At 59.4% G+C, this 23,933-nt stretch carries 22 protein-coding genes; 11 read left to right on the forward strand and 11 right to left on the reverse strand.

Translation table 11 applies throughout. From position 1 onward, the window contains the following. Window positions 1–254 precede the first annotated feature (254 nt). Window positions 255–2,471, reverse strand: a complete 2,217-nt coding sequence (locus tag WE862_RS17040) for a DNA internalization-related competence protein ComEC/Rec2 (RefSeq protein WP_042031163.1) — start codon at window positions 2,469–2,471, stop codon at window positions 255–257. Between the two features lie 27 nt (window positions 2,472–2,498). On the opposite strand from WE862_RS17040, the gene WE862_RS17045 reads away from it, so the two are divergent. Together WE862_RS17045 and WE862_RS17050 are read left to right on the forward strand one after the other, a co-directional pair. After that, window positions 2,499–3,017, forward strand: a complete 519-nt coding sequence (locus tag WE862_RS17045) for a DUF2062 domain-containing protein (RefSeq protein WP_042031164.1) — start codon at window positions 2,499–2,501, stop codon at window positions 3,015–3,017. Continuing rightward, complete coding sequence (locus WE862_RS17050; RefSeq protein WP_041208510.1) at window positions 3,011–3,508, forward strand: DUF2062 domain-containing protein; 498 nt, start codon at window positions 3,011–3,013, stop codon at window positions 3,506–3,508. The genes WE862_RS17045 and WE862_RS17050 overlap by 7 nt, the downstream gene beginning before the upstream one ends. Before the next feature lie 77 nt (window positions 3,509–3,585). Here WE862_RS17050 and WE862_RS17055 read toward each other — a convergent pair whose 3' ends face one another. The 9 genes from WE862_RS17055 to glpT form a co-directional block, all read right to left on the reverse strand. Then, entirely contained in the window at window positions 3,586–4,776 is a 1,191-nt protein-coding gene (locus WE862_RS17055; RefSeq protein WP_042031165.1) for an amino acid aminotransferase, read from the reverse strand. A 145-nt stretch (window positions 4,777–4,921) separates the two neighbouring features. Further along, entirely contained in the window at window positions 4,922–5,863 is a 942-nt protein-coding gene (locus WE862_RS17060) for a hypothetical protein (RefSeq protein WP_042031167.1), read from the reverse strand. Between the two features lie 183 nt (window positions 5,864–6,046). Further along, the gene (hdfR, locus tag WE862_RS17065) at window positions 6,047–6,919 is read right to left on the reverse strand and encodes an HTH-type transcriptional regulator HdfR (protein WP_041208513.1); all 873 of its coding nucleotides are present in this window, start codon (window positions 6,917–6,919) and stop codon (window positions 6,047–6,049) included. Beyond that, the gene (gene maoP, locus WE862_RS17070; RefSeq protein ID WP_033112906.1) at window positions 6,919–7,290 is read right to left on the reverse strand and encodes a DUF413 domain-containing protein; all 372 of its coding nucleotides are present in this window, start codon (window positions 7,288–7,290) and stop codon (window positions 6,919–6,921) included. Before maoP ends, hdfR begins: the two co-directional genes overlap by 1 nt. A gap of 299 nt (window positions 7,291–7,589) precedes the next feature. Beyond that, window positions 7,590–8,072, reverse strand: a complete 483-nt coding sequence (eco, locus tag WE862_RS17075; RefSeq protein ID WP_033112907.1) for a serine protease inhibitor ecotin — start codon at window positions 8,070–8,072, stop codon at window positions 7,590–7,592. A 219-nt stretch (window positions 8,073–8,291) separates the two neighbouring features. Next, on the reverse strand, window positions 8,292–9,380 hold the full coding sequence (gene glpQ, locus WE862_RS17080) for a glycerophosphodiester phosphodiesterase (protein ID WP_042031170.1): 1,089 nt from the start codon (window positions 9,378–9,380) through the stop codon (window positions 8,292–8,294). 95 nt (window positions 9,381–9,475) lie between these two features. Continuing rightward, the gene (gene glpD, locus WE862_RS17085; protein WP_042031171.1) at window positions 9,476–10,963 is read right to left on the reverse strand and encodes a glycerol-3-phosphate dehydrogenase; all 1,488 of its coding nucleotides are present in this window, start codon (window positions 10,961–10,963) and stop codon (window positions 9,476–9,478) included. A 294-nt stretch (window positions 10,964–11,257) separates the two neighbouring features. Then, a complete protein-coding gene (locus tag WE862_RS17090; RefSeq protein ID WP_033112910.1) occupies window positions 11,258–12,016 on the reverse strand; it encodes a DeoR/GlpR family transcriptional regulator in 759 nt (252 codons plus the stop codon). 102 nt (window positions 12,017–12,118) lie between these two features. After that, complete coding sequence (glpT, locus tag WE862_RS17095; protein ID WP_033112911.1) at window positions 12,119–13,474, reverse strand: glycerol-3-phosphate transporter; 1,356 nt, start codon at window positions 13,472–13,474, stop codon at window positions 12,119–12,121. Between the two features lie 491 nt (window positions 13,475–13,965). Between glpT and WE862_RS17100 the strand changes: the two genes are divergently transcribed. The 4 genes from WE862_RS17100 (at window position 13,966) to WE862_RS17115 (ending at window position 18,948) form a co-directional block, all read left to right on the forward strand. Then, window positions 13,966–14,814 (forward strand): MIP/aquaporin family protein, encoded by an 849-nt coding sequence (locus tag WE862_RS17100; RefSeq protein WP_042031172.1) that lies wholly within the window; start codon window positions 13,966–13,968, stop codon window positions 14,812–14,814. Window positions 14,815–14,868: 54 nt separating this feature from the next. Continuing rightward, the gene (gene glpK / locus WE862_RS17105) at window positions 14,869–16,371 is read left to right on the forward strand and encodes a glycerol kinase GlpK (protein ID WP_339058650.1); all 1,503 of its coding nucleotides are present in this window, start codon (window positions 14,869–14,871) and stop codon (window positions 16,369–16,371) included. Window positions 16,372–16,568: 197 nt separating this feature from the next. After that, on the forward strand, window positions 16,569–18,545 hold the full coding sequence (locus tag WE862_RS17110; protein WP_042031173.1) for a methyl-accepting chemotaxis protein: 1,977 nt from the start codon (window positions 16,569–16,571) through the stop codon (window positions 18,543–18,545). 184 nt (window positions 18,546–18,729) lie between these two features. Next, window positions 18,730–18,948 carry a hypothetical protein gene (locus WE862_RS17115; protein ID WP_042031174.1) on the forward strand — a complete coding sequence of 73 codons (219 nt, stop codon included), beginning with the start codon at window positions 18,730–18,732 and terminating at the stop codon, window positions 18,946–18,948. A gap of 82 nt (window positions 18,949–19,030) precedes the next feature. Here the strand turns inward: WE862_RS17115 and WE862_RS17120 are convergent, their stop codons facing one another. Continuing rightward, window positions 19,031–19,933, reverse strand: a complete 903-nt coding sequence (locus tag WE862_RS17120) for a LysR substrate-binding domain-containing protein (protein WP_042031175.1) — start codon at window positions 19,931–19,933, stop codon at window positions 19,031–19,033. 193 nt (window positions 19,934–20,126) lie between these two features. On the opposite strand from WE862_RS17120, the gene WE862_RS17125 reads away from it, so the two are divergent. From WE862_RS17125 to WE862_RS17145, 5 genes are all read left to right on the forward strand, one after another. Further along, window positions 20,127–20,525, forward strand: coding sequence for a DUF6404 family protein (locus WE862_RS17125; RefSeq protein WP_042031176.1), 399 nt, complete (start codon window positions 20,127–20,129; stop codon window positions 20,523–20,525). Then, window positions 20,512–20,874: a VOC family protein gene (locus tag WE862_RS17130; RefSeq protein WP_042031178.1), complete on the forward strand. Its 363-nt coding sequence runs from the start codon at window positions 20,512–20,514 to the stop codon at window positions 20,872–20,874. The genes WE862_RS17125 and WE862_RS17130 overlap by 14 nt, the downstream gene beginning before the upstream one ends. A 136-nt stretch (window positions 20,875–21,010) precedes the next feature. Further along, window positions 21,011–21,307: a putative quinol monooxygenase gene (locus tag WE862_RS17135; RefSeq protein WP_042031179.1), complete on the forward strand. Its 297-nt coding sequence runs from the start codon at window positions 21,011–21,013 to the stop codon at window positions 21,305–21,307. 46 nt (window positions 21,308–21,353) lie between these two features. Continuing rightward, window positions 21,354–22,157 (forward strand): 2,5-didehydrogluconate reductase DkgB, encoded by an 804-nt coding sequence (gene dkgB, locus WE862_RS17140; RefSeq protein ID WP_042031180.1) that lies wholly within the window; start codon window positions 21,354–21,356, stop codon window positions 22,155–22,157. 537 nt (window positions 22,158–22,694) lie between these two features. After that, window positions 22,695–23,873 carry an MFS transporter gene (locus WE862_RS17145; RefSeq protein WP_042031181.1) on the forward strand — a complete coding sequence of 393 codons (1,179 nt, stop codon included), beginning with the start codon at window positions 22,695–22,697 and terminating at the stop codon, window positions 23,871–23,873. Window positions 23,874–23,933 lie beyond the last annotated feature (60 nt).

Raw genomic sequence — 23,933 nt, forward strand, 5'->3', positions numbered from 1 at the left:
TACCCTTGCACCAACCCGGCCCACTCATAGTCTCTGCATCCCGACGCCATACAGGCCGCGGCCGACCGGCAACATCACTGCGGGGCAATTCGGCCACCCAGTGATTGGTCACTCAGGCCCACAAGGCTCGACTTGCCACCCCTTGATTGTTTCACCAGTAAGACTGAATTCAATTTCAAACGTAGAAATTTGCAACAGTATGGGCGGTGCAAGAGGACGCCAGCGGGAAAAACGAGGGGCAGAAACACGTCCGCTCAGGGTGATGAGTCTGGCCGATCTCCCCATACTTTCGGCTGCCACCAGTTGCCGGCTTGCCGGTACCAGGGGCCATGATCCCGCTCGGCTTTGACCTGCATACCACCTGCGACCGGCGCAATTACTACCTCCCCGTCCAGACCGGTCACCCACTGGGTCGTCCCCTGATAACGAGCGACTACCTCGGGACGGGGAAAGCCCCACTGGTTCATGAAACCGGCGCTGTGCACCACATAACGAGGCGCCACGGCGGCGACAAAAGGCGGGGTGGAGGAGGTGCGACTGCCGTGGTGCGGGCTCACCAGCAGGGTGCTGGCAAGCCCGGCTCCCTCGAGCGCCACCAGCCGCTGCTCCGCCTGCCGCTCGATGTCAGCGCTCAGCAGCACGCTGCGCTCGCCATCGCTGATGCGTACCACGCAACCATCGTTGTTGTGCCCTGCCCCGGGCTGTTCTGGCCAGAGCACGCGAAACAGCAACCCTTGCCATGACCATGCCTGACCGCGCTGGCAGAGGGTGGTTGACGGGGTGAAAGGGTAGGAGGATAGCTCGCTGCGCACCGTCAGGGCGCTGAGCAGCCGCTTGCGGTTGCCCGCATGATCCCGATCCTTGTGGCTGATGATGAGGCGATCGATGACCCGGATGCCAAGGTGGCTCAAGGTGGGCAGGATCACCGCATCCGCCATGTTGTAGCCGCCGGGATAGCGATCGCCGGTGTCATAGAGGATGGCACGATCCCCCTTGCTGATGAGCACTGCCAACCCCTGCCCCACATCGAGCACCCGCACCTGCCAGCGCGGCGGTGCCGGCCAGAGAAAGAGCGTCAGGGCCAGCAGCCCCGGCAGCAAGAACCAACGGGCCGCCCGCCACAGCCAGCAGAGCCAGAGCAACAGCAAGAGCGTGCTCACCGGCAGCCACCAGCCCGGTAGTGGCCACCAGAGCTGGACCCGGGAGGCGAGTATATCGAGCAGGGTGAGCCCCCACTCCAGACCCAGATTTGCCAACCAGAACAACCCGTAGGCGAGCGTGCCAGAGAGCGGCGCCAGTAGCACGCCAATCAGCGCCAACGGAATAATGACGATGCAAAAGAGCGGTACCGCCAGCAGGTTGATCACCATGGCGAGCGGCGCAATCCCCTCAAATAGCGCCAACTGCAGCGGCAGCAGACCGAGCAGCATCCAGAGCTGGATCTGCCAGAGGGTTGGCTTTTCATGGAAGTAACCGACCAGCAGCAAGATAGCGACCGCCAGAAACGAGAGCCAGAAGCCGACCGAGTAGAGGGCAAAGGGATCCCAGAGGGTCAGCACCACAAAAGCCCAGAGCCAGATGCGGTAGGCCGGCCACTCCCGCCGTCGCCAGCGCAGCACACTCCAGACCAGTACCATGATGAGCGCCCGCTCGGTCGCCACAGCAAACCCCGCCAGCCAGCTGTAAGTGGCGGCAAACAGCAGCGACACGCAGATCGCTCCGCGCAGCCCGAACAAACGGCCCAGCCACCAGCCGAGCACCGCCACCAGCGCGATGTGCTGGCCTGAGATGGCGATGATGTGGGTCAGCCCGCTGCCGCGAAACAGGCTCCACTGCTCATCGGTGATACCACTCTGTTCGCCGAAGGTGAGCGCCGCCAGCAAGGGGCCCTGCGAAAGAGGTCGCCAGCTCGCGTTGGCCGCCGCCAGCCAGCGCTCGCGCAAACCGGGTGCCACCGGCGCGATATGGATCACCCGGCGCAGGTTGCCGGTAGCCGTAATGCCCTTGCCAAGCAGCAGGCGGCGGCCATCCATCCCCGCCTCGTTGGCAAGGCCGTGGGCCGGCTTGAGAGTGGTCACCAGTGTCAGTTCACTCCCCGCCGTCAGGGGGGGCAACTGCTGATAGGCATTGACCCGGATCAGGGGGGACGGACGGAGCGGCCGACCATCCAGTTCATGGACGCTGAGGGTCAGCCGGACAAATTTCTCCCCTTCGGACTCTGCACTTTGCAACTGTGCGGTTATGATATGGCTCGTTTTTTTGTCAAGCAGCTCCAGCCAGGCCAGATGATACGAGAGAGTGGCCTGCATCCAGAGGATGCCAAGCAGCAGAAACAGCAGCCGCCACGCGCGGCAACAGGCAAGGGGAACCAGCAGGGACAGCAACAGGCCCCCCCATGCAAGTGAAGGTAACCATGGCCAGAGCAGTGAGGAGCTTGCCCCGAGGGCAAACGACAACAGACGCAGATCCATGGTGCAAGTATTTAGCAAGGTTTCAATATGCCCAAACGACTCATCAAACGCTGGATGCCCGACCCGCAAACACTGAAAGAACACAAGCACTTGCGGCTCTTTGGTCGCCTGCTGCTCGATGCCAATCTCTGGCATCTCAACCGGCGCTCGGCTGCGGGCGCCTTCGCCGTGGGGCTGTTCATGGCCTGGGTGCCGCTCCCCTGCCAGATGTTGCTGGCCGCCGGGCTCGCCATCGCCTGCCGGGTCAATCTGCCCCTCGCAGTGGCGCTGGTCTGGCTCTCCAATCCACTGACCATTCCCCCTATGTTCTATGGCGCCTATCTGGTCGGTTGCCAGTTGCTGGGGCAAACCTCGCAACATGTCGACATCCAGTTCACCTGGGCCTGGCTGGTATCGGTATTTGAAACCGTCGCCCCGCCGCTCCTGCTGGGCTCGCTGGTGCTGGCCCTGCTGAGCTCGCTCATCGGATACGCCGTGATCCGCACCTTCTGGCGCATCAGCACGGTGCGTCAGTGGCAAAAGCGCAAGGTGGCACGCCCATGCTGAGTCGCTGGTTCTCCCGTTTCAAGATCGATCCCGATACCCTGCGCAAGCAGAAGTGGTTTGCCCTGTTTGGTGAGCGACTGCTCGCTCCCGCCCTCTGGCAAGGGGGCACCCGCGCCCTGAGCGGCGCCGTGGCCGCCGGCATCTTCGCCTGCTGGTTCCCTATCCCGATGCATTCGCTGATCGCGGTCGGACTGGCGCTGGCGTTCAGCCTCAACCTGCCGCTGGCGCTGCTGGCGGTCTGGTTCAACAACCCGCTCACACTGCCCTTCATGTACCTCTATGCCTATCGCACCGGCTGTCTGGTGCTGCACAAGACGCCGGAGCCTTTCCATCTCACCTGGACGCTCCACTGGCTGGAGCAGGAAGCGGCAACTCTTGTTCCCCCCTTCCTGCTCGGTAGCATGCTGCTGGCGGTGCTCACCGCACTGCTGGGTGGCGCCCTCACCTTGCTGGTGCTTCAGCTGCGCCGCTGGTTGCAGGGCCTTCGCTGAACTGCTCACACGGCTGGATCAAAAAAGCCCGTCACTGGTGTGACGGGCTTTTTCAGTATTGCGGTTAACGGCTGGCGTTACAGCACCTTGGCGATGGCATCGCAAAGCGGATCTATGTTGGCACGGGTAATACCGGCCACGCTGATCCGGCCGGAGCCGACGATATAGATGGCAAACTCGCTCTTGAGGCGCTCAACCTGATCCTTGGAGAGACCTGAGAAGGAGAACATGCCGTTCTGCTCGCGGATAAAGCTGAAATCCTGGTTCACACCGCGCGCAGCCAGTTTCTCCACCAGCAGCTCGCGCATCTCGCGAATGCGCACCCGCATGGCAGCCACTTCTTCCACCCACTCGGCATAGAGGGCCGGATCGCTCACCACGGCGGTGACGACGGCGGCGCCATGTGACGGCGGGTTGGAGTAGTTGGCGCGAATGACGGTCTTGACCTGGGTGAAGGCGACGTCGGCGATCTCCTTGGTGGCACTGACCAGAGTGAAGGCGCCGACCCGCTCGTTGTAGAGACCGAAGTTCTTGGAGAAGGAGCTCGCTACCAGCAGCTCGTCGTGGCACTCGGCGAAGATGCGCAGACCTTCGGCATCCTCTTCGATACCGCGGGCAAAGCCCTGATAGGCAAAGTCAAACAGCGGCAACCAGCCGGCGGCAGCACTCTGCTTGGCCAGTGCGCGCCACTGATCGCTAGTGGGGTCGATACCGGTCGGGTTGTGGCAGCAGCCGTGCAGCAGCACCAAATCGCCTGCCTGCACTTCAGCCAGCGAGGCCTGCATGGCAGCAAAGTCGAGCCCCTTGGTGGCGGCGTCGTAGTACTTGTACCACTTGACGGTCAGACCGGCGGCCTGGAACACGCTGACGTGGTTGGCCCAGGTGGGATCGGAGATCCAGATGGTCTTGGCCAGACCGTTGCGCACCACAAATTCGGCAGCGATACGAAGGGCACCGGTACCGCCCGGCGCTTGAGCGGTCTTGGCGCGGCCGCTGGCGACCAGCGCGGAGTTCTGCCCGAACAGCAACTGCTGCACGATGCGGCCATATTCGATATTGCCTTCAATACCGAGGTAATTCTTGGTCTTCTCGTCGGTCAGCAGCTTCTGCTCGGCTTGCTTGACGCAGTGAAGAATGGGGGTGGCACCGGTCTCATCCTTGTAGATCCCGACTCCCAGATTGATTTTGTGGCTGCGAGAGTCAGCGCGGAAGGCTTCGGTCAGGCCCAGGATCGGATCCGCTGGGGCGGCAACAACCTTTTCAAACATGGTATTCCCTGTATTCCGTTGAGTTCATTGGGTGGCAAAGCGGCGTGGTAAACAAAAGCGCTCATCCGGCGAGCGCTTCGTCAACTCTTTATATCATCGCGTTCCGTGGGGGAAAACCGCTTTTTGGCCTGCTCTGGCGGGGATTTCAACCAACGGCATGCCACTCGGGTGCAAGGGCGCACACCTCGGCCGACAAGGCACCATTTGACTCAACCAAACCGTTACAAATTGCCAACAAGGATTTGGGGATCCGGCTCGGTTCCCAGCGGCGAGCCTCCCCGAGCGGGCTAGCGTAGGTGGTGATAATGGGAGCCAGTGTTCTGGGCAGCCACCAGCTCGGTGGACGACTCAAGCGTTGGGCCAGCGCCACCACCCTGTCGACCCCGGCGGGATCGAGCGAGGTCAGGTGGCTCCACTGCACATTGGGCGGCAGGGCAGCGATCACCTGTTGCAGCGCCAGCTGGGCCGTCGCCGGTGCCCACACCAGCAGAGTACCGGCAGGCAGTTGTAGCTCGGCAAATGCACCAACGCTGTCGGTGGTAACCACCCGCAGCAGCTCCCCCTCCCCCCACAGGATCTTGCCAAGGCCGGTCAGGGTACGCTCGGGGAGTGCTATCTCACCGAGGGCCTGCAGCCAGGGAGCGGCATCGAGCAGGGTGCCACCGCTGAAAAAGAGGCTGAACGGCTGGGCTGCGCGCAGGCGCAGCAGCTGATCGGCGCAGAGCCGGATCCCCTTGTCTTCGAAGTCGATCTGTTCGTTGGGGGTGAAGTTCACCTCGCTCTTGCGATAGAGCGCGGCGAGCACCCGTTCGTTGACCAGCTCCCCCAGCTGCCACCCCTGTCCGTGTAGCCACTCCTCCGGCGCAGGCGGCGCCGTGGCGATCTCCGCCAGCATCAGCTCGCGAGTCAGATAGCGGCGCCCGGCCGGGGTCAATTCATAGCTGTGGTTGCCGTGGGCAAGCAGCAGCTGGTTATCCTTGAGCAGACCTATCAGCGGTTGCCATTGCCGGCCGCGGATCACCGCTGGCGAACACTCGAGCAGCTGTTGTGCCAACGCCCGCCATTCGGGGTGACTAAAGTCGATCATGTGCACTTCATCCCTGTAAATCGCATCCCTGTAACTGGCTGACAGACAAAGAGCCTGAAAAGGTACAATTACCGGCAGATGACGCCAACCCTTCTACGTCAATTACGTGACCTCTCCCCCGCCTTTGCGCCAGAAATAGACAGCCCACCGGGAGGTGGGCTGTAACGGAAGATAAAGCTGAAGCTATTCGGCGGCGAGCCGCAGCTCGGCATCGTGCCAACCGAGTGGCAGCGTCAGCAGCTGATCGATCAGTTCGCGGCGATCTGATTTCTCCAGATAGGCGAGATAGAGCGGACGGCTCAGCGGCTGGCCCCCTTCTACCAGATGCAACGCCCCTTTCTCGAGGAAGGGGCTGACCATGCGCCGCGGCAGATAGGCGGCACCGCCGTTGGCCAGCACAAATTGCAGCGCCATGCTGGCAGAGCTGGAGTGCAGCACCGGGGTCTTTTGCAGGCTCTGCAGCCTGCTCGGCTGCGGCTCGAAGCTGGTACCCCAGTCGAGATGGATGTGGGGCATCTGCATCAGGTTGTCGGCGTTGGCCGCCGGATCCCGGCTCACCAGCTCGAACACCAGCTCCCCGATGGGGTGCAGAGCTATCTCGTCGATCTTGGTCGGCTCGGAGAGCAGGGCCAGATCGAGGGAGCGCTCAAGCAACTGGCGACAGAGGTGCTCGCGGGAAGCCGTTTCCAGCCGTACCGCCAAGCCGGGCGCCAGCGCATAGATGTGGTTGAGCCAGTCATTGAAATCGAGCTCCCAGAAGACGGCGGGAGCACCGATGGCCAGCTGCTGGCTGAAACCTGGCGAGAGCGCCACATCCTGTTTGGCACGACCAAGGGTATGGAGGATGGCGTCTGCATAGGGCAGCAGACGCTCACCGGAGGCTGTCAAACGGATGTTGTTGCGATGACGGGCAAACAGACTGACCCCGAGTTGCTGTTCAAGCTGGCGGATCCTGAAACTCACCGCCGACTGGGTCAGATAGAGATTTTCAGCAGCCCGGCCAAAGTGCCGGGTCTTGCTCACCTCGATAAAGGTCCGAAGCAGCTCGGTATCCATTAATCGATGGACTCGTCACTGCCACCGCCGCTGCCACCGCCGACATCAAAGCTGCCGCCACCGCTGCTCTCTTCGCTGGCGCCGCCAACGACGGTGCAGAGACGGTGAACACGCTTGGGCCCGATCACCTTGAGGTACTTGAACCATACCTTGGCGTGGGGGTTGGCACCGGCAGCACCGGATTTAACCTGCTCGATGAAAGCAGCCTCTACATCGTCACGGGGGGCAAGGGTGCCCTGATAGAGTGACAGCATGGCTGTGCCGTATTTTTCCAGACTATCCGCTTCGGCCACAGTGAATTCGCCACTGCGACGCAGGCCACGGGGAAAATGTTTGAAGTCGTTGAAACGCTTGTCTGATTCGAAGCTCATAATGCTCTTTTTTCTGGTTAGTTTGACCTTTGCGGGCAAGTATCATCAGGCCATCGCCGAGTGCAAAATCAATTTTCTTACTATGTTAATAAATATCTTTCATCGAAGCTGCATTATCCGTCAGACAGGGCCGATTTTGCGGGGAAGCACACAAAAATCGTTGATAAATAACAGGCTTATGTAAAATTTCGTAAACATTGCCGGGCTGTTTTCAGATAAATCGGGCAAAAAATAAAGCGCCATACGGCGCTTTATTTGTTTCGTCAGGTGAACCAGCTGAACTTTTGGTGCAAAGATCGTTACTCGATCATGGCCGGCTGTGCCAGGTTGTCGGCACGCCACAAACGGTAGCGCACTTCGTACTCCTGCGGCACATAGATCACGAACGGCAGCTTGGAGTTGTAGTTCACAAAGAAACCCTGACCATAGATCTGGACGAAGGTCTCTTTCTTCTGACCATCCGGGCAAGCCATCAGAGTGCTGATGGGGTCGGAAACCTGACCCAGTTGCAGATAGTTGTAGCCCCAGCCCTTGACGCTGTGCTGTTCCAGGTTGCCCGCAAAACGCGGCACGTTGCAGTCAACCATCATCTTCTTGCCGACCTGCAGCTCGACCATCATGTCGGCTTCGTTCTCGACTTCAGGCAGGCGGATTACCACACGTTCCTGATTCACGTCAGCGGCTGGGAACATGCTGATATCAAATTTTTTCGGCTCGGCGGCGAAGGCATGGCCACCCAGCAACAAGGCGCCCAGCAGGCTAAAACGCAATACGGTTTTCATCTGTACCTCTTGGGGTTGGTTCAACGCCGCTAGACTAACCGCTCTGCCGATTTCATGCCAGCGCTCTGCAACGTAAAAAGTACGTAAAATGATGCAGATCCGGCACCCGATGACGTGATTTGGCTATTTTCTGACACCGCGCACACTCCCTTGCTGCTCCCGCTAAATAAAAAGCGAGGCCATCTGGCCCCGCTCTGAATTCAAATGACACTTTGCCAACTATTTCCGTGTCCCTTCATGGGCTTGGATGACGGCAACCGCCTTGTCGGGGAAGTCACTGAACACCCCGTCCACATCTGCCTGATAGAGGAAGATGTTGAGCAGATCGGTAAAGTCCTTGGCATAGGCCGGGATCTGTCCATCATCCTGACGGAAGGTGTAAGGATGCACCTTGAGGCCGGCCGCGTGCGCCTCTTTTACCATGCCGGTGAAGGTCGGTTTACCCAGGGTACCCGGCTCCGGCACTATCATCGGCTTCCACGGGCCGATCCCCTCGGCGTAGCTGGCGATCTCCTTCATGGCGCCCGGCTTGAACATCCAGTCATAGCTGTAGGGGGTTGCCTTGCCCTTGGCGTCATAGACCATGGTCTCGTTCCAGTCGGTCTCGGCCATCAGCTGCACCAGTTTCAGATCCATGCCCATGGCGGGCATCAGCTCACTGTTGATGCGCTTGAGCTCGTTGGTATCGAAACACTGCAGATAGACCTTGTCATCCTTGCTGGTGTAGCCGTACTGCTTCAATACCTTGAGTACCGCCTTGGAGATGTCCTTGCCTTCGTGGCGGAACAGCCATGGCGCTTTTATCTCCGGGTAGATACCGATGTTCTTGCCGGTGCTCTTGTTGAGCCCCTGGATCATCTCGATCTCTTCCTGGAAGGTGTGGATCTTGAAGCTGGACTTCCACAGCGGGAAGCGCGCCGGATAGACCGGCACCTGCTTGCCATCCACCAGCTGGAACGGCTCGGTCATGCGCAGGGAGCGCACTTCATCCAGGGTGAAATCCACCACATAGTAGCGCCCATCCGGGCGAGCCCGGCCGGGGAAGCGCTCGGCCACATCGGTGATGCCATCGAGGAAGTGATCGTGCATCACCACCAGCTGGTCATCCTTGGTCATCACCAGATCCTGCTCCAGATAATCGGCACCCATGCCGTAGGCCAATGCCTTGGACTCCAGGGTGTGCTCGGGCAGGTAGCCGGAAGCGCCCCGGTGAGCAATCACTATCTTGCCTTCATCGACGGCCAGAACAGGTAATGAGAGGGATGCCCCAAGGCTTAGCGCAATGAGGGAGACGGTGAGTTTTTTCATATGTGACACTCTTTATTATTGTGTGTAGGTAGTTGTTATATCAGAGGTTTATTGCAGTTATGGGAAGGGCGACGCAGGGCCGCCCTTCAGAGGATTCAGCTTGCTTTGCGCAGGCCGTGGTGATGGTGTACCAGCCACTCACCCAGTTGCTGTTGCTCGGAATCGGACAGGCGCAGCCCCAGCTTGCTGCGACGCCAGAGGATATCTTCAAGGGTGCAAGCCCACTCCCGCTCGATAAGGTAGCTCACCTCAGATTCGTATAGTCCGGCACCAAAGTGCTGGCCACGGGGCTCCTTGAGCCAGAGCCGGGCATGGGCGCCATAGGCTTCGGCGATACGCAGGGCGCTGCGATCATCGAGCCAGTCAAATTCCAGCGCAAAGGCGCGCGCCAGCTCGCGGACCGAGCAGTCAAACTCGCCCCCCGGCAGACGGCTGCTGGCAGTCCAGTCCTCCCCCATCTGACTGAACCAGGGTTTGAGCTTGTTGCAGGCTGCCTGGGCCAGCTTGCGATAGGTGGTGAGCTTGCCGCCAAATACCGAGAGCAGCGGCGCGCCGTCAGATTCACCGGAGAGTTCGAGGGTATAGTCGCGGGTCACCGCCTGCGGCGAGTCGGATTCGTCATCGCACAGCGGGCGCACCCCGGCGTAAGTCCAGATCACATCTTTCGGGGCGATCTGGCGGGTGAAGTGGGCGTTGACCACCTTGCACAGGTAGTTGATCTCGGCGTCGCTGATCTTCGCCTCGCGCGGACTGCCCTTGTGCTCCACATCCGTAGTGCCGATGAGGGAGTAGTCCTGCTGATAAGGGATAACGAAGACGATGCGGTTGTCCTCGTTTTGCAGGATGTAGGCCTCTTCGCGCTCATGGATGCGCGGCACTATCATGTGGCTGCCCTTGATGAGGCGAATACCGCGCGGGGATTTCTCATGCAGGCTCTCGTCATAGAAGGTCTTGACCCAGGGGCCGGCCGCATTGACCAGACCACGGCAGGTGACGCTGAACTGCTCGCCCCCTTCCCGCTCCAGCGTCAAGGTCCAGTGCTTTGAGCCGCGCTCCGCCTTGACGCAGCTGGTGCGGGTCTGCACGTCGGCACCCTTGTCGCGCGCCATCATGGCATTGAGCACCACCAGCCGGGCGTCGTCGACCCAGGCGTCTGAATACTCGAACCCCTTGTTGATACCGGAAGTGAGGCCATCTTGCGGCAGGAAGCGCACGCCACAGCTGCCCTTGAGCTTGTCGCGCTTGGCCAGATTGTCATAAAGGAAGAGGCCGGCGCGGATCATCCAGGCCGGACGCAGATGCGGGCGGTGCGGCAGACGAAAACGCATCGGCCGGGCGATATGGGGCGCCATGCCGAGCAGCACCTCCCGCTCCGCCAGCGCCTCTTTCACCAGCCGGAATTCGTAATGTTCGAGATAGCGCAGACCACCGTGGATCAGCTTGCTGGAGTTGGAAGAGGTGGCTGAGGCGAGATCCTGCGCCTCGAACAGGGCCACTTTCAAACCCCGCCCTGCCGCATCAGCTGCAATGCCTACCCCGTTGATGCCGCCACCAACGACGACCAGATCATAATGTTCGCTCATGTTCACCTACTTTCATTTTTATGATTGCTATAACAGCAATGTTTGATTTCGCTCATTTTAGAACATAAAAAAACATCAAACGAACATTTAGTTGTAAAAGTGTGATCACAATGTGCAGCCAAACAGGCTTGGCGCTTCGCGTTGGGCAATGAAAGGAGGTGTTGCCAATACCATGGCAATGACGTTCAAAAAACGAAGGGAGGAAGAGTCGGAAGGCAATACCCCAAAAGGGGATAATAACGAAAGGGAGGCCGCCCGCCAGGGCGACCTGAACTCCACAACACAGGCGCTATATCAGCAGATATGGCAGGCGACCTGATGCTGGGCCATCAACCTTGTCAATTTCTCGGGCGGCTCCTGATCGGTAAAGAGCGCGTGAACCTGATTGATGTTGCCGAGGTTGACCATGGCGTTGCGACCAAACTTGGTGTGGTCAGCGGCCAGAAAGACCTGGCGGGAGTGGGCGATGATGGCCTGGGCAATCTTCACCTCGTGATAGTCGAAATCGAGCAGGGAGCCGTCGTTGTCGATACCCGAAATGCCGATGACGCCATAGTCCATGCGGAACTGGCCGATAAAGTCGCGGGTTGCCTCCCCCACGATGCCGCCATCCCGGTTGCGGATCTCGCCACCGGCGATGATGACGGTGAAGTCATCCTTGGCAGTCAGAATGCTGGCCACGTTGAGGTTGTTGGTGACGATGCGCAGCTCGCGGTGATCGAGCAGGGCGCGGGCAATGGCTTCGGTAGTGGTGCCGATATCGATAAAGAGGGACGAGCCATCGGGAATATTGGCGGCTACCTCGCGGGCGATACGCTCTTTCTCCTTGAGCTGCATCACTTTGCGAGCGCTGTAGGCGGTATTGACGGTACTCGAATGCAGGGAGGCACCGCCATGATGGCGCCGGATCTTGTTCTGCTCGGCGAGATCGTTGAGATCCCGGCGAATGGTCTGGGGACTGACATCAAAATGGGTCACCAGATCGTCGGTCGAGACAAATCCCTGCCGCGTCAGGACGTCCAGGATCTCCAGATGTCGTTGGGTTTGCTTCACGCTTGCACTCCGATGATGAGACGAAAAAAGGCCCCGGCAGGTGCGGGGCCTTTTGGCAGTTTACCCGATCCCCTTGGGGATCAATAAGCTGAGGATCACGTTTTATGCCTTATGAGCCTCGGCTCTGGCTGCCACGGCAAGGTTCTCGTGCTTGAGGGTCATCGCCAGCAGGATGATGGAGAGCACGCAGGATACGGTCAGCACCATAAAGCCGCCGTCCCAGCCAAAGTGGTCAACTGTGTAACCCAGCATGGCGTTGGCCGCCACGGCACCGCCCAGATAACCAAACAGACCGGTGAAACCAGCCGCAGTACCGGCCGCCTTCTTCGGTGCCAGCTCCAGCGCATAGAGACCGATCAGCATGACAGGGCCGTAGATGAGGAAGCCGATGGCCACCAGTGCCAGCATGTCGACGGTCGGGTTGCCAGCCGGGTTTAGCCAGTAGACCAGCACGAACAGGGTTACCAGCACCATGAACAGGATACCGGCCGGCGCACGGCGGCCCTGGAACATCTTGTCAGAGATCCAGCCGCACAGCAGGGTGCCCGGAATACCCGCCCACTCATAGAGGAAGTAAGCCCAGGAGGATTTGTCGACGCTGAAATCCTTGGCCTCTTTCAGGTAGGTCGGCGCCCAGTCCAGCACACCGTAACGAATGAGGTAAACGAAGGCGTTGGCAATGGCGATGTACCACAGCAGTTTGTTGTGCAGCACGTACTTGACGAAGATCTCCTTGGCGGAAAACTCCTGCTCATGGCTCTCGTTGTAATCCTTGGGAAAATCGTTCTTGTACTCTTCGATGGGTGGCAGGCCGACCGATTGCGGGGTATCGCGCATTACGAAGAAGGCGATCACCGCGATGGCCGCCGCAGCGGCTGCCGGAACATAGAAGGCACTGCGCCAGTCGTTGAACCAACCCATCCCCAGAATAAACAGCGGGCCAATCATGCCGCCACCCACGTTGTGGGCCACGTTCCAGACCGAGACCACTTCGCCCCGCTCTTTCTGTGACCACCAGTGCACCATGGTGCGACCGCAGGGCGGCCAGCCCATCCCCTGTGCCCAGCCGTTCAGGAACAGCAGCACGAACATGATACCGATGCTGGAGGTAGCCCAATGCATGGTACCCATCATGAACATCAGCGCAGCTGACAGCAGCAGGCCGGCAGAGAGGAAGTAACGGGCGTTGGAGCGGTCAGAGACGTTCCCCATCAGGAATTTGGAGAGACCATAGGCGATGGACACCCCGGAGAGGGCAAAGCCGAGATCTCCGCGGGAAAAACCCTGCTCGACCAGGTAGGGCATGGCCAGACTGAAGTTTTTCCGCACCAGATAGTAGCCGGCGTAACCGAAGAAGATCCCGAAGAACACTTGCCAACGCATGCGTTTGTAGAAGGGGTCGACCTTGTCGGCCGGGAGCCTGTCGATGTGCGCCGCAGGCCTGAAGAGACTAAGCATGTTCTGCTTCCTTATTGTTGTTATGGGCTGTTGAGGGGGCCCTTGAACAGTCAGACGAATCAGGTGAGTCCATTGATTCGTAAGCGAGCCAATTGTGCTCATATACGCTCATAAGTTCTGTGATGCATGCTCAAATATTGCAGTTTTATTACAAAAAAAAGCTCCAAATGAGAAAACGCTCATCAAGCGTCATCCCTTGTACAGCAAGGGTTAGCGACTACCCCATAGGGGGTATTATGGAGATTACATATTGCTTTACGTCACATTTTCTTAGCAATGAGTGGGATCTTGTCCACATTTCCCATGGCGGGGGGATGGTGAAATTTATGGGAAGGTTTATTTTCTCTCACGTCCGAGAACGAGCGAAAACGAACATAACGTTTGCGCAAGAAGAATAAAGAACAAGGAAACGTTTTCGGTCGCAATGGATAGCCACAATAAAGATAAAACGGAACATCAAACCTCTACGGGTGGATACCTAAGGAATACTTATGAGCATACAAAGACCCAATACCCTGCTTGGCGAGTGCATCGCCGAGTTTATCGGAACCGGCCTGCTGATCTTCTTCGGTGTCGGATGTGTCGCCGCACTGGTACTGGCGGGAGCCAACTTCGGGCAGTGGGAAATTTCCATTACCTGGGGTCTGGGCGTTGCCATCGCCATCTATGTGACCGGCGGTATTTCGGGTGCCCACCTCAACCCGGCCGTCACCCTGGCGTTGATGACCTTCGCAGGTTTTGACAAGCGCAAAGTCGTGCCCTACATCATCGCCCAGATCGCCGGCGCCTTCTGCTTCGCCGCGCTGGTCTACTTCCTCTATAGCAACCTGTTCACCCAGTGGGAAGTGACCCACAACGTGGTGCGCGGCAGCATCGAGAGCCTCAGCACCGCCGGGATCTTCTCAACCTATCCCAATGGCGCCATCTCCAACCTGCAGGCCTTCACCGTCGAGCTGGTGATCACCGCCGTCCTGATGCTGGGCATCATGGCACTGGGTGACAACAACAACGGCGCCCCCAAAGGCTTTGCCGCCGCATTGCTGATCGGTATCCTGATCGCCGTGATCGGTGCCTCTCTCGGCCCGTTAACCGGTTTTGCCATGAACCCGGCTCGTGATTTCGGCCCCAAACTGTTCGCCTTCCTGGCCGGCTGGGGTGATGTGGCCATGACCGGTGGCCGTGACAACCCCTACTTCTGGGTTCCCATCCTTGGCCCCATCGTCGGTGCCCAGATTGGTACTGCCCTCTATGTCAAAGTGCTGGCTCCCTGTGTACCGGGCAACCGTGTTGCCGCCACCGAGCAAGCTGCCCAAACCGCCAAAGAAGAGGCCGCCGCCTAAGAGCGCCCCTCCCCAACGTGTAAAAACGTGGAAAATAAAAACGTGGAGAACATCATGTCTGCTGAAAAGAAATATGTCGTCGCTCTGGACCAGGGTACTACCTCTTCCCGCGCCATCGTCTTTGATCAGGATGCCAATATCGTTGGCACCTCCCAGCGCGAATTCACCCAGCACTACCCGAAAGCGGGCTGGGTAGAGCACGACCCGATGGAGATCTGGGCAACCCAATCCTCCGTCTTCACCGAAGTGCTGGCTAAGACTGGCCTTCGCAGCGAAGAGATCGCAGCCATCGGTATCACCAACCAGCGTGAAACTACAGTTGTGTGGGAAAAGGCCACCGGCAAACCCATCTACAACGCCATCGTCTGGCAGTGCCGCCGCACCGCAGCCATCTGTGAAGAGCTGAAAGCACGCGGTCTGGAAGAGTACGTGCGTGAAAACACCGGTCTGGTGCTGGATGCCTACTTCTCCGGTACCAAGGTGAAGTGGATCCTCGACAACGTGGAAGGTGCCCGCGAGAAGGCGATGAACGGCGAGCTGCTGTTCGGCACCATCGACACCTGGCTGGTATGGAAGATGACCAACGGTGAAGTGCACGTCACCGACCCGACCAACGCCTCCCGTACCATGCTCTACAACATCCGCGACCTGAAGTGGGATCAGCGCATGCTGGACGAGCTGGGCATCCCCATGTCCATGCTGCCGGAAGTGAAACCCTCTTCCGAGGTGTATGGCTACACCACCCGTGGCGGCGGCTCCCGCATCCCTATCGCCGGTATCGCCGGTGACCAGCAGTCAGCCCTGTTCGGCCAGCTCTGCTTCGAAAAAGGGATGGCCAAGAACACCTACGGCACCGGCTGCTTCATGCTGATGAACACAGGTACCGAGCCGGTTCGCTCCAGTAACGGCTTGCTGACCACGGTCGCCATCGGCCCGAAAGGGGAAGTGAACTACGCGCTGGAAGGTGCGGTGTTTATGGGCGGCGCTACCATCCAGTGGCTGCGTGACGAACTGAAGATCATTCACGATGCACGCGACACCGACTACTTCGCCTCCAAAGTGGGCGATACCAACGGCGTCTATCTGGTACCGGCCTTCGTTGGTCTGGGTGCTCCCTACTGGGATCCGTATGCTCGCGGCACCATGGTCGGCCTGACCCGCGGTGCCAACCGCAACCACATCATCCGTGCCGCGCTGGAATCCATCGCCTATCAGAGCCGCGATGTGCTGGATGCGATGCAGCAGGACTCCGGCATCAAGCTGGCAGCCCTGAAAGTAGACGGCGGCGCTGTGGCCAACGACTTCCTGATGCAGTTCCAGTCCGACATGATGCACACCCCGGTGGTACGTCCGACCCGTATCGAGACCACCGCCATGGGTGCCGCCTTCCTGGCAGGTCTGGCCGTCGGCTTCTGGAAAAGCTCGGACGAGCTGGAAGACAAGTTCAGCGTGAACCGTGAGTTCATCCCGCAGATGGACCGCGACGACCGTGCCAAACGCTACAGCGGTTGGAAGAAAGCGGTCGAGCGTTCGCGCCGCTGGGCAGAAGAGGAGTGATCGGGTCACCGACACAGCCTTGAGATGAAAAACGTGAGAGGCCGACAGCAATGTCGGCCTCTCTTTTTACCTCTATCTCCCCTCTCCATCCGTCGTCGCTATTCACTTATGCACTCGGCACAACGTAATTGAGTTGTTTATCTATAATTTACTTCTGGGTCGCATCTGCGACCTGTTTTTTACAGGAGCTAGGGATTATGGACAGAGCGATAAACCGATTTTCACTTAACTTCCTCTGGTCAGGACTCGGGATCAGAACCCGGATCCTCTCCGGTGTCGCCATACTGATGGTCATCGCCATCAGTTGTATCACCCTGATCCTGGAACAGATCTCCCACACTCAGGCGCAGCAGCGGGTCGAGCGCTATGAGCTGCCAAGCAGCGTGGATCGTATCGCCAACCAGCTCACTGCCGAGCTGACCCACCACTTGACCGAAGCACAGGCGCTGGCCAGCAACAGCTTCGTCATCGATTGGTTGGCGCAGGGTATGCCGGCAGCAGAGTGGCCCAAGATGGAGCACTACTTTCAGGCACTGCAGCAGCGCATTGGCGGCAATGTCTTTATCGCGCCGCTCCAGACCAATACCCTGATCAACTTCAACGGCGGCCCCACCGCCCAGAAACAGCTGCACGAGTCAGATCTGAAAGATGACTGGTTCTACGGCTTTCTCAAACGTAAGCACCCCTACGAGCTGAACCTCGATATCTCTGACTTTGATAAACGTGCGTCGCTCTACATCAATACGGCTGTCACGTCCGAAGGCAAGACGCTGGCGGTGGCGGGCACCTCCATCAATATGGATTCACTGCGCAAGCTCATCAGCAGCTACCGGATCGGCAAAAGCGGTCAGGTCTATCTGGCCGATATGAACGGCTCCATCGAAATCCATCCAGATCAGGAGCAGGAGGATGCAGCCCACCATCAGGCTGCGTTTCTCGACACCGTCAAACAGCTCATTCCCAACGCCCATGAACAGGTTGCCGTCCAATCCCTTTCGCAGAATGGTGAAACCTACCTTATCGCGGTGCGTTACATACCGGCGCTCAACCGCGTGCTGATCGGCGAGATCAACGGCGCTGAGCTGGAGGAGGGACTGCATGAATCCCGCCAGCTCATCATCATGGTCTCGCTCGCCATCGGCACCCTGGCGATGCTGGCGTCGGCCTGGCTAGCCCACTCCATCAGCCGCCCCATTCGCCAAGCCGCCGATGGCATGCACCACATCACTGCTGACCGGGATCTGGCAACCCGCCTCGACTTCTCGGACGAGTCGGAGCTCGGGTTGATGGCCCAGAGCTTCAACCGGCTGATCCAGAGCCTGAACCAGAGCTTCTACCGCTTCCAGCAATCGGGCAGTGCCCTGTCGGCCCAATCCTCCCAGTCACTGCATCAGGCGCAAGCGCTGGCGGGTGAGGCGTGCCAGCAGGCACAGAGCATTCAGGAGCTGACCAACGTGGTCGCTCTCATCGGGGATAATGCCGAGCAGATAGCCAGCCGCTCCATGGGGGTCAACGAGGTGACCCACCATATCGCCGGCCATATGCGCACCATCGAGCAGGATGTCACCCAGAGTGCCAACCGGCTTGAAACGCTGCGCAGCAGCATCAGCACCTCATCAACCCTGCTCGATGAAGTGGTCAAGGACAGCAACGACATTACCCAGATCATGAACCTCATTCGCGACGTCTCGAACCAGACCAACCTGCTGGCCCTCAACGCCGCCATCGAAGCGGCCCGGGCGGGCGACATGGGACGCGGTTTTGCCGTGGTGGCCGACGAGGTGCGCCAGCTGGCAGTGCGCACCCAGACCGCAACCAAGGATGTACAGGATCTGATCCTGCGCCTGCAGGAGGGTACCCGCCAGGCCAGCAACTCGATGACCGACTCGCGCACCTTGAGCGAAGAGGGATACAACCGGATGAGTCAGGCCAAGGAGGTACTGATCGATGCTACCAGCCAGATCAATCAGGCGGCACTCGAGATCAACGAGATAAGTGCGCTGGCCCAATCCCAGCATCAGCAGATGGGGCAAGCCAAAGCCGCCCTCGACGAACTGGCCATGGTGGCTGAGCATCAGCGCGAGCATGCAGAGGAGAGCAATGCCGCCAGTCGCGAGCTGTTCGAGCTGGCAAAAGCGATCGATGAGCAGATCCGTCAATACCGCATTCGTTGACCTGCCAGCCTCTCATGCAAATGAAAACGCCACCGCAAGGTGGCGTTTTCATTTTGCGAATCATTTTGCTAGCACTCTCATAACAGGAATGACGATGAAAAATACAACCTATTGATTATTAACATGAAAAAAGATGGAACGGCGGTTGCTTAGTGATATCAGGCTCAATAAGAGGAATGAGATCATGAAACCGACCAGCACCCGCACCACCCAAGAAGAGAATGCACTGACCCCCCGCGAAGGCACCTTTCTGATGATGGTCGCCCAACTGGTGGTCCTGACCACCATCGTTCTGGCCGCTACGCTGGGTGGGATCTCATGGCAGTGGACCCTGCTGCTGGCAGTTCCCCCCGTCATCGGCGGCGCCCTGCTTAGCCGGGTCTTTGGCAAGCTGCCGCGCTAAACCGGCCCCCCCCCACCTTCCCGCAAAACGGCCGACCCTATGTCGGCCGTTTGTCTATCCGGCCATAAATGCCATTCATCGGCTAGAGGGTATGGCTGCCCAGCTGCTCTTTGAGAAAATCGAGCCAGACCCGCAGCCGGATATCGCGCTGGGCATCGGAATAGAAGACCGCATTGATGGGACGCGAGGCGCCGCTGTTGCTGCGTGCCAGCACCTCCAGCAGCGCCCCGCTCGCCCGATCCGGCCCGGTCATAAAGTCCGACAGACAGACGATCCCCTGCCCCGCCAGCGCCAGCTGACGCAAGGTTTCCCCACTGCTGGCACGCAGGCTGGGAGTGATGGGAAAGCGATCCCCCTGCTCGGCACTGAGCAGCGGCCAGTGGTTGAGGTGATCGGGATGCAAAAAGCCAAGCAGCTCGTGGCCATTTAGCAGATCTGCCGGCTGGCGCGGCGTACCACGCTCACTCAGATAGCCGGGAGAGGCCAGCAGCCGCAGCCGAGAGCGGCCAAGGGGCAGCGCGCGCAAAGAGGAGTCGCTCAACTCGCCGATGCGGATGGCCATGTCTACCCGCCGCTCCATCAGATTGATAAAGCCCTCCGAGCTGTGCAACTGCAACTCGATGGCCGGATAACGACGTCGAAATTCGCCGATAATGGGCACCAGCCGATGGAGGATAAAAGGCGTGGCCGCATCGACCCGCAATATGCCCTCCGGCTGTTCGCGGCGCATCAGCAGCAGCCCCTCCGCCTCGCTCATCTCGGTCAGGATCTTCACCGCCCGCTGATAGAACCAGCTCCCCTCCTCGGTCAAACTGACCCGCCTCGTGGTGCGATTGAGCAGCACGGTGGAGAGCTTCTCCTCCAACCGTTTGATGCCGCGGCTCACCACCGAGTTGTCCATGCCAAGGTTCTCCGCCGCCTGGCGAAAACTGCCCGCCTCCACCACCGCCACAAACAGGGTCAGTTCATCAGAATGGGTCTTCATTGCTGTTATCCGGACAAGAGTAATGGGCTTTTATAGGCGTAGCCGCTCTGTATTGGCAAGCATTGCCTGATATGGCTTCACCATCACAGCAAAGAGATAACGTGATGGCCCGCTCAAACTCTGTTCGGTGTTTGCCGGTAGAATGGGACCATATTGGTTCGTATGAAACCGAATAGACACAAGGAAGAACAGGATGACATTTGAAGAGCGGCTGACGGCTGCCCATCAGGAACTGGCAAGCAAAGGAGTATGGCAGTCCAACTACAATCCCCCCTTGTTCTGGTTGTTGCGCCAACTTGGCTGGCCTGTCAAACCGCCTCACTACGAGAGCTGGCTAACCAACTTGCTGGTATTTGGCGTTGGCCTTGGCCTGATATGGAGCACGATGATGTGGTTGTTCAGCTGGCAATCCATGGGGATTGATCCGCTATTAGCTCTGCGCCACACAACCCTGTTCGCGGGATTATTCGGCCTAACCATGGCATCTTGGCTCTGGCTGCGGCGCAAGCAGCTGAAACTGACCCCTTGGGAGCAACTGGCTAACCCCGCCGATGCTGATGATGAGGAAGAAGAGCTGAATGAAATCCCATGAAAAACTGAACTATGTGGAGTTTGCTGCGCGAGATCTTGCCGCGACCAAGGCCTTCTTTCAGGCCGTATTTGGCTGGCAATTTGTCGATTACGACCCCGACTACTGCGCCTTTACCGATGAGGGGCTGGATGGCGGCTTCTATCGGGCGGATCAGTGCAGCCTGACAGCTCAGGGCGGCGCCCTGCTGGTGTTCTACAGCGCGGATATTGAAGCGACCCAAGCCAAGGTGAGCCAACATGGAGGCACCATCAACCGCCCTCTTTTCGATTTTCCCGGTGGCCGTCGTTTTCACTTCGTTGAGCCCAGCGGCAATGAGTTTGCCGTCTGGTCGGAACCCGCCGGCGCCTGATAAGCCAGCTCCTGATAATAGGGAGCCACGGCCCCCGATTGCTGTGCCTCTCTCAATTCACTGCTGCGCCATTAACCCTGTTTCCGGCAAGTCACGGCAGGCATACTGACCCTTCGTTTTTGCCAAGGAGGTTCAGATGTCGTCACCCGTGATTGTGATTGCCCAGCTTGAAGCCAAACCCGAATATGCCGAGCAGTTTCGCGCCGCCCTTGAGCCGCTGATTGCGGCCACCTTGCAGGAGGCTGGCTGCCAGCGCTACCAGCTACATCAGGATCTGGACAATCCCCACAGCTGGATGCTCTACGAGGTGTGGGAGAGCAAAGCGGCCCTCACCGCCCATCAGGGCCAGCCCCACTTTACCGAATTTGTCGCCAAGGCCGAGCCCTGGTTTGCCAGCAGCACCATTCGCCGCTATCAGCCGCTGGACGCCTAATTTGCCGCGCCGCTGAGCGCTTTTTGCAACCCGTTTGAGGAGTAGCATGATGAAGATGCCCAACCTGGGTCTTGGAACCTTTCGCCTGGCCGGTCAACCCCTGCGCGACTCTCTGTTGCAGGGGCTGGAACTTGGTTACCACCACATCGACACCGCCCAGGTCTACGCCAACGAAGCTGAAGTGGGCCAGCTGATGCGCGAGAGCGGCGTGACCCGCCAGGATATCTATCTGACCACCAAGGTGTGGACCAGTGAATTTGGGCCGGGCAAGGTGATCCCGAGCCTTGAAGTGAGCCTCGAAAAACTGGGCACCGACTATCTGGATCTGGCGCTCATTCACTGGCCCTCCCCCAAGGATGAGGTGCCGATGGCGGTCTATCTGGAGCAGCTGGCCGAGGCCAAAGCCCGGGGCCTGACCCGCGAGATCGGGGTCTCCAACTTCACCGTGGCACAACTCAAACAGGCCATCGAAATTTTGGGGCCTGGGGCCATCGCTCACCAGCAGGTGGAGATCCACCCCCTGCTGCAAAACCGCAAGGTGGTGGAGTTCTGCCATGCCAACGGTATCGCCATCACCGCCTATATGCCGCTCGCCTATGGCAAGGTGCTCACCGAGCCGCTGCTGATGGAGATCGGCCAGCACCACGGCGTCTCGGCGGCGCAGGTGTCGCTGGCCTGGCTGCTGGCGCAGAATATGGCTGTGATCCCGAGCTCCACCAAGCGGGAGAATCTCGCAGCTAACCTTGCAGCCCTCAAGGTTAAACTCACAGCCGAAGAGATGGCCGCCATCGCTACCCTGGAGCGGGGCGAGCGCTGCGCCAACCCGGACTTTGCGCCGGATTGGGATTAAACGGGAAGGGAGACATAGGCTCTCTCGTTTCGACGGCGGGTACAGCCAGCCCTCACGAGCCTATTGCAACCACGAACTATCCCCTCTCCCTATGGGAGAGGGTTAGGGTCAGGGGCAAGCGACCGCCCCTCATCCCCAACCCTTCTCCCTCAAGGGGAGAAGGGAGCAAATAACGCTCAATCACATTTTTTCAGCAAAAACGGGAGGCATCATGCCTCCCGTTTTTTTGCCCTTTAATCTCACTCTTTACTCACTCCCGCACGCACAGCAGGTTCAGCGAACCCTGTCGCCTTCCATTGCTCAGTCACCATTCCCTATTTGTGCCCTACTCGCTCAGCACGCTTTGTCTCTGCTCTCCTGTCACTTCGCCCCCCACTCTCTTCCCCCCTTTGCGGCAACGTTTGTCTCTCCCATTCCCCATCACCATTGCTGCTTATTTGGCAAAAGTAATTTGCTGTCACCATCATTTTTGCCAACAAACCGCCTAGGCATACTGGCGCCATTCTCCCGTCGGGAGTCCCTAACCAAGGAGTTGTTATGCCACTGGCGTTATTTGCCCTTACCTTAAGTGCCTTTGCGATCGGCACCACCGAATTTGTGATTGTGGGGCTTATCCCCACCATCGCCGAGCAGCTAAATGTCTCGCTCCCCTCGGCGGGCCTGTTGGTCAGCCTCTATGCCCTTGGCGTAGCCATCGGCGCCCCCGTGCTCACGGCGCTCACCGGCAAGGTGCCGCGCAAGTGGCTGCTGGTGGGACTGATGGCACTCTTTACCGCCGGCAACCTGCTCGCCTGGCAGGCCCCGGGTTACGAGAGCCTGATCGTGGCCCGCATCCTGACCGGATTGGCCCACGGGGTCTTCTTCTCGGTGGGCAGCACCATTGCCACCGGCTTGGTCGCCAAAGAGAAGGCGGCGAGCGCCATCGCCATCATGTTCAGCGGCCTGACTGTGGCGCTGGTGACCGGCGTACCGCTCGGCACCTGGATTGGTCAGGTCTTTGGCTGGCGTGAAACCTTTCTGGTGGTGAGCCTGCTCGGCCTCGTCGCCATGGTGGGCAGCCTGCTGCTGATCCCGAGCAACCTGCCCAAGGGGGCGGCCTCGACCATCCGCGAGCAACTCTCGGTACTGACCAAGAAGCCGCTGCTGCTGGTCTACGCCAAAACCGCCCTCGGTTATGGCGGCGCCTTCACGGCCTTTACCTTCCTCGCCCCGATCCTGCAGCAGGTGAGCGGCTTTAGCGCCGGTGCGGTGAGCCTGATCCTGCTGGTCTACGGGGTATCGGTCGCCGTCGGCAATATCTGGGGTGGCAAGTTGGCCGACAAGATGGGCCCCCTGCCGGCACTGAAGTTGCTGTTTGCCGGTCTGGCGCTGGTGCTGCTGGCCCTCACCTTCACCGCGCCACACCCGGTGCTGGCGGTGCTCACCGTACTGGTGTGGGGCGCCTTTGCCTTCGGCAATGTGCCGGGTCTGCAAGTACTGGTGGTGAAGCAGGCCGAACTGCACACTCCCAAGGCGGTGGATGTGGCATCGGGCCTCAATATCGCCGCCTTCAACGTCGGCATTGCGCTCGGTTCCGTCGTCGGTGGCTTGGTGGTGGAACACCTCGGCCTGATGCACACCCCCTGGATCGGCGCCCTTATCGTGCTGCTGGCCTACGGACTGACCCATGTCAGCGAGCGCCGCGAAGCCCTCCGGCTCGCCGCCTGTCAGGCATAAGCTGTGCCTCTCCCGTCACTACATAAAAACGAGCGGCTTATGCCGCTCGTCACTTTTCAC

It is taken from the genome of Aeromonas jandaei (assembly GCF_037890695.1).
Lineage (GTDB): Bacteria > Pseudomonadota > Gammaproteobacteria > Enterobacterales > Aeromonadaceae > Aeromonas > Aeromonas jandaei.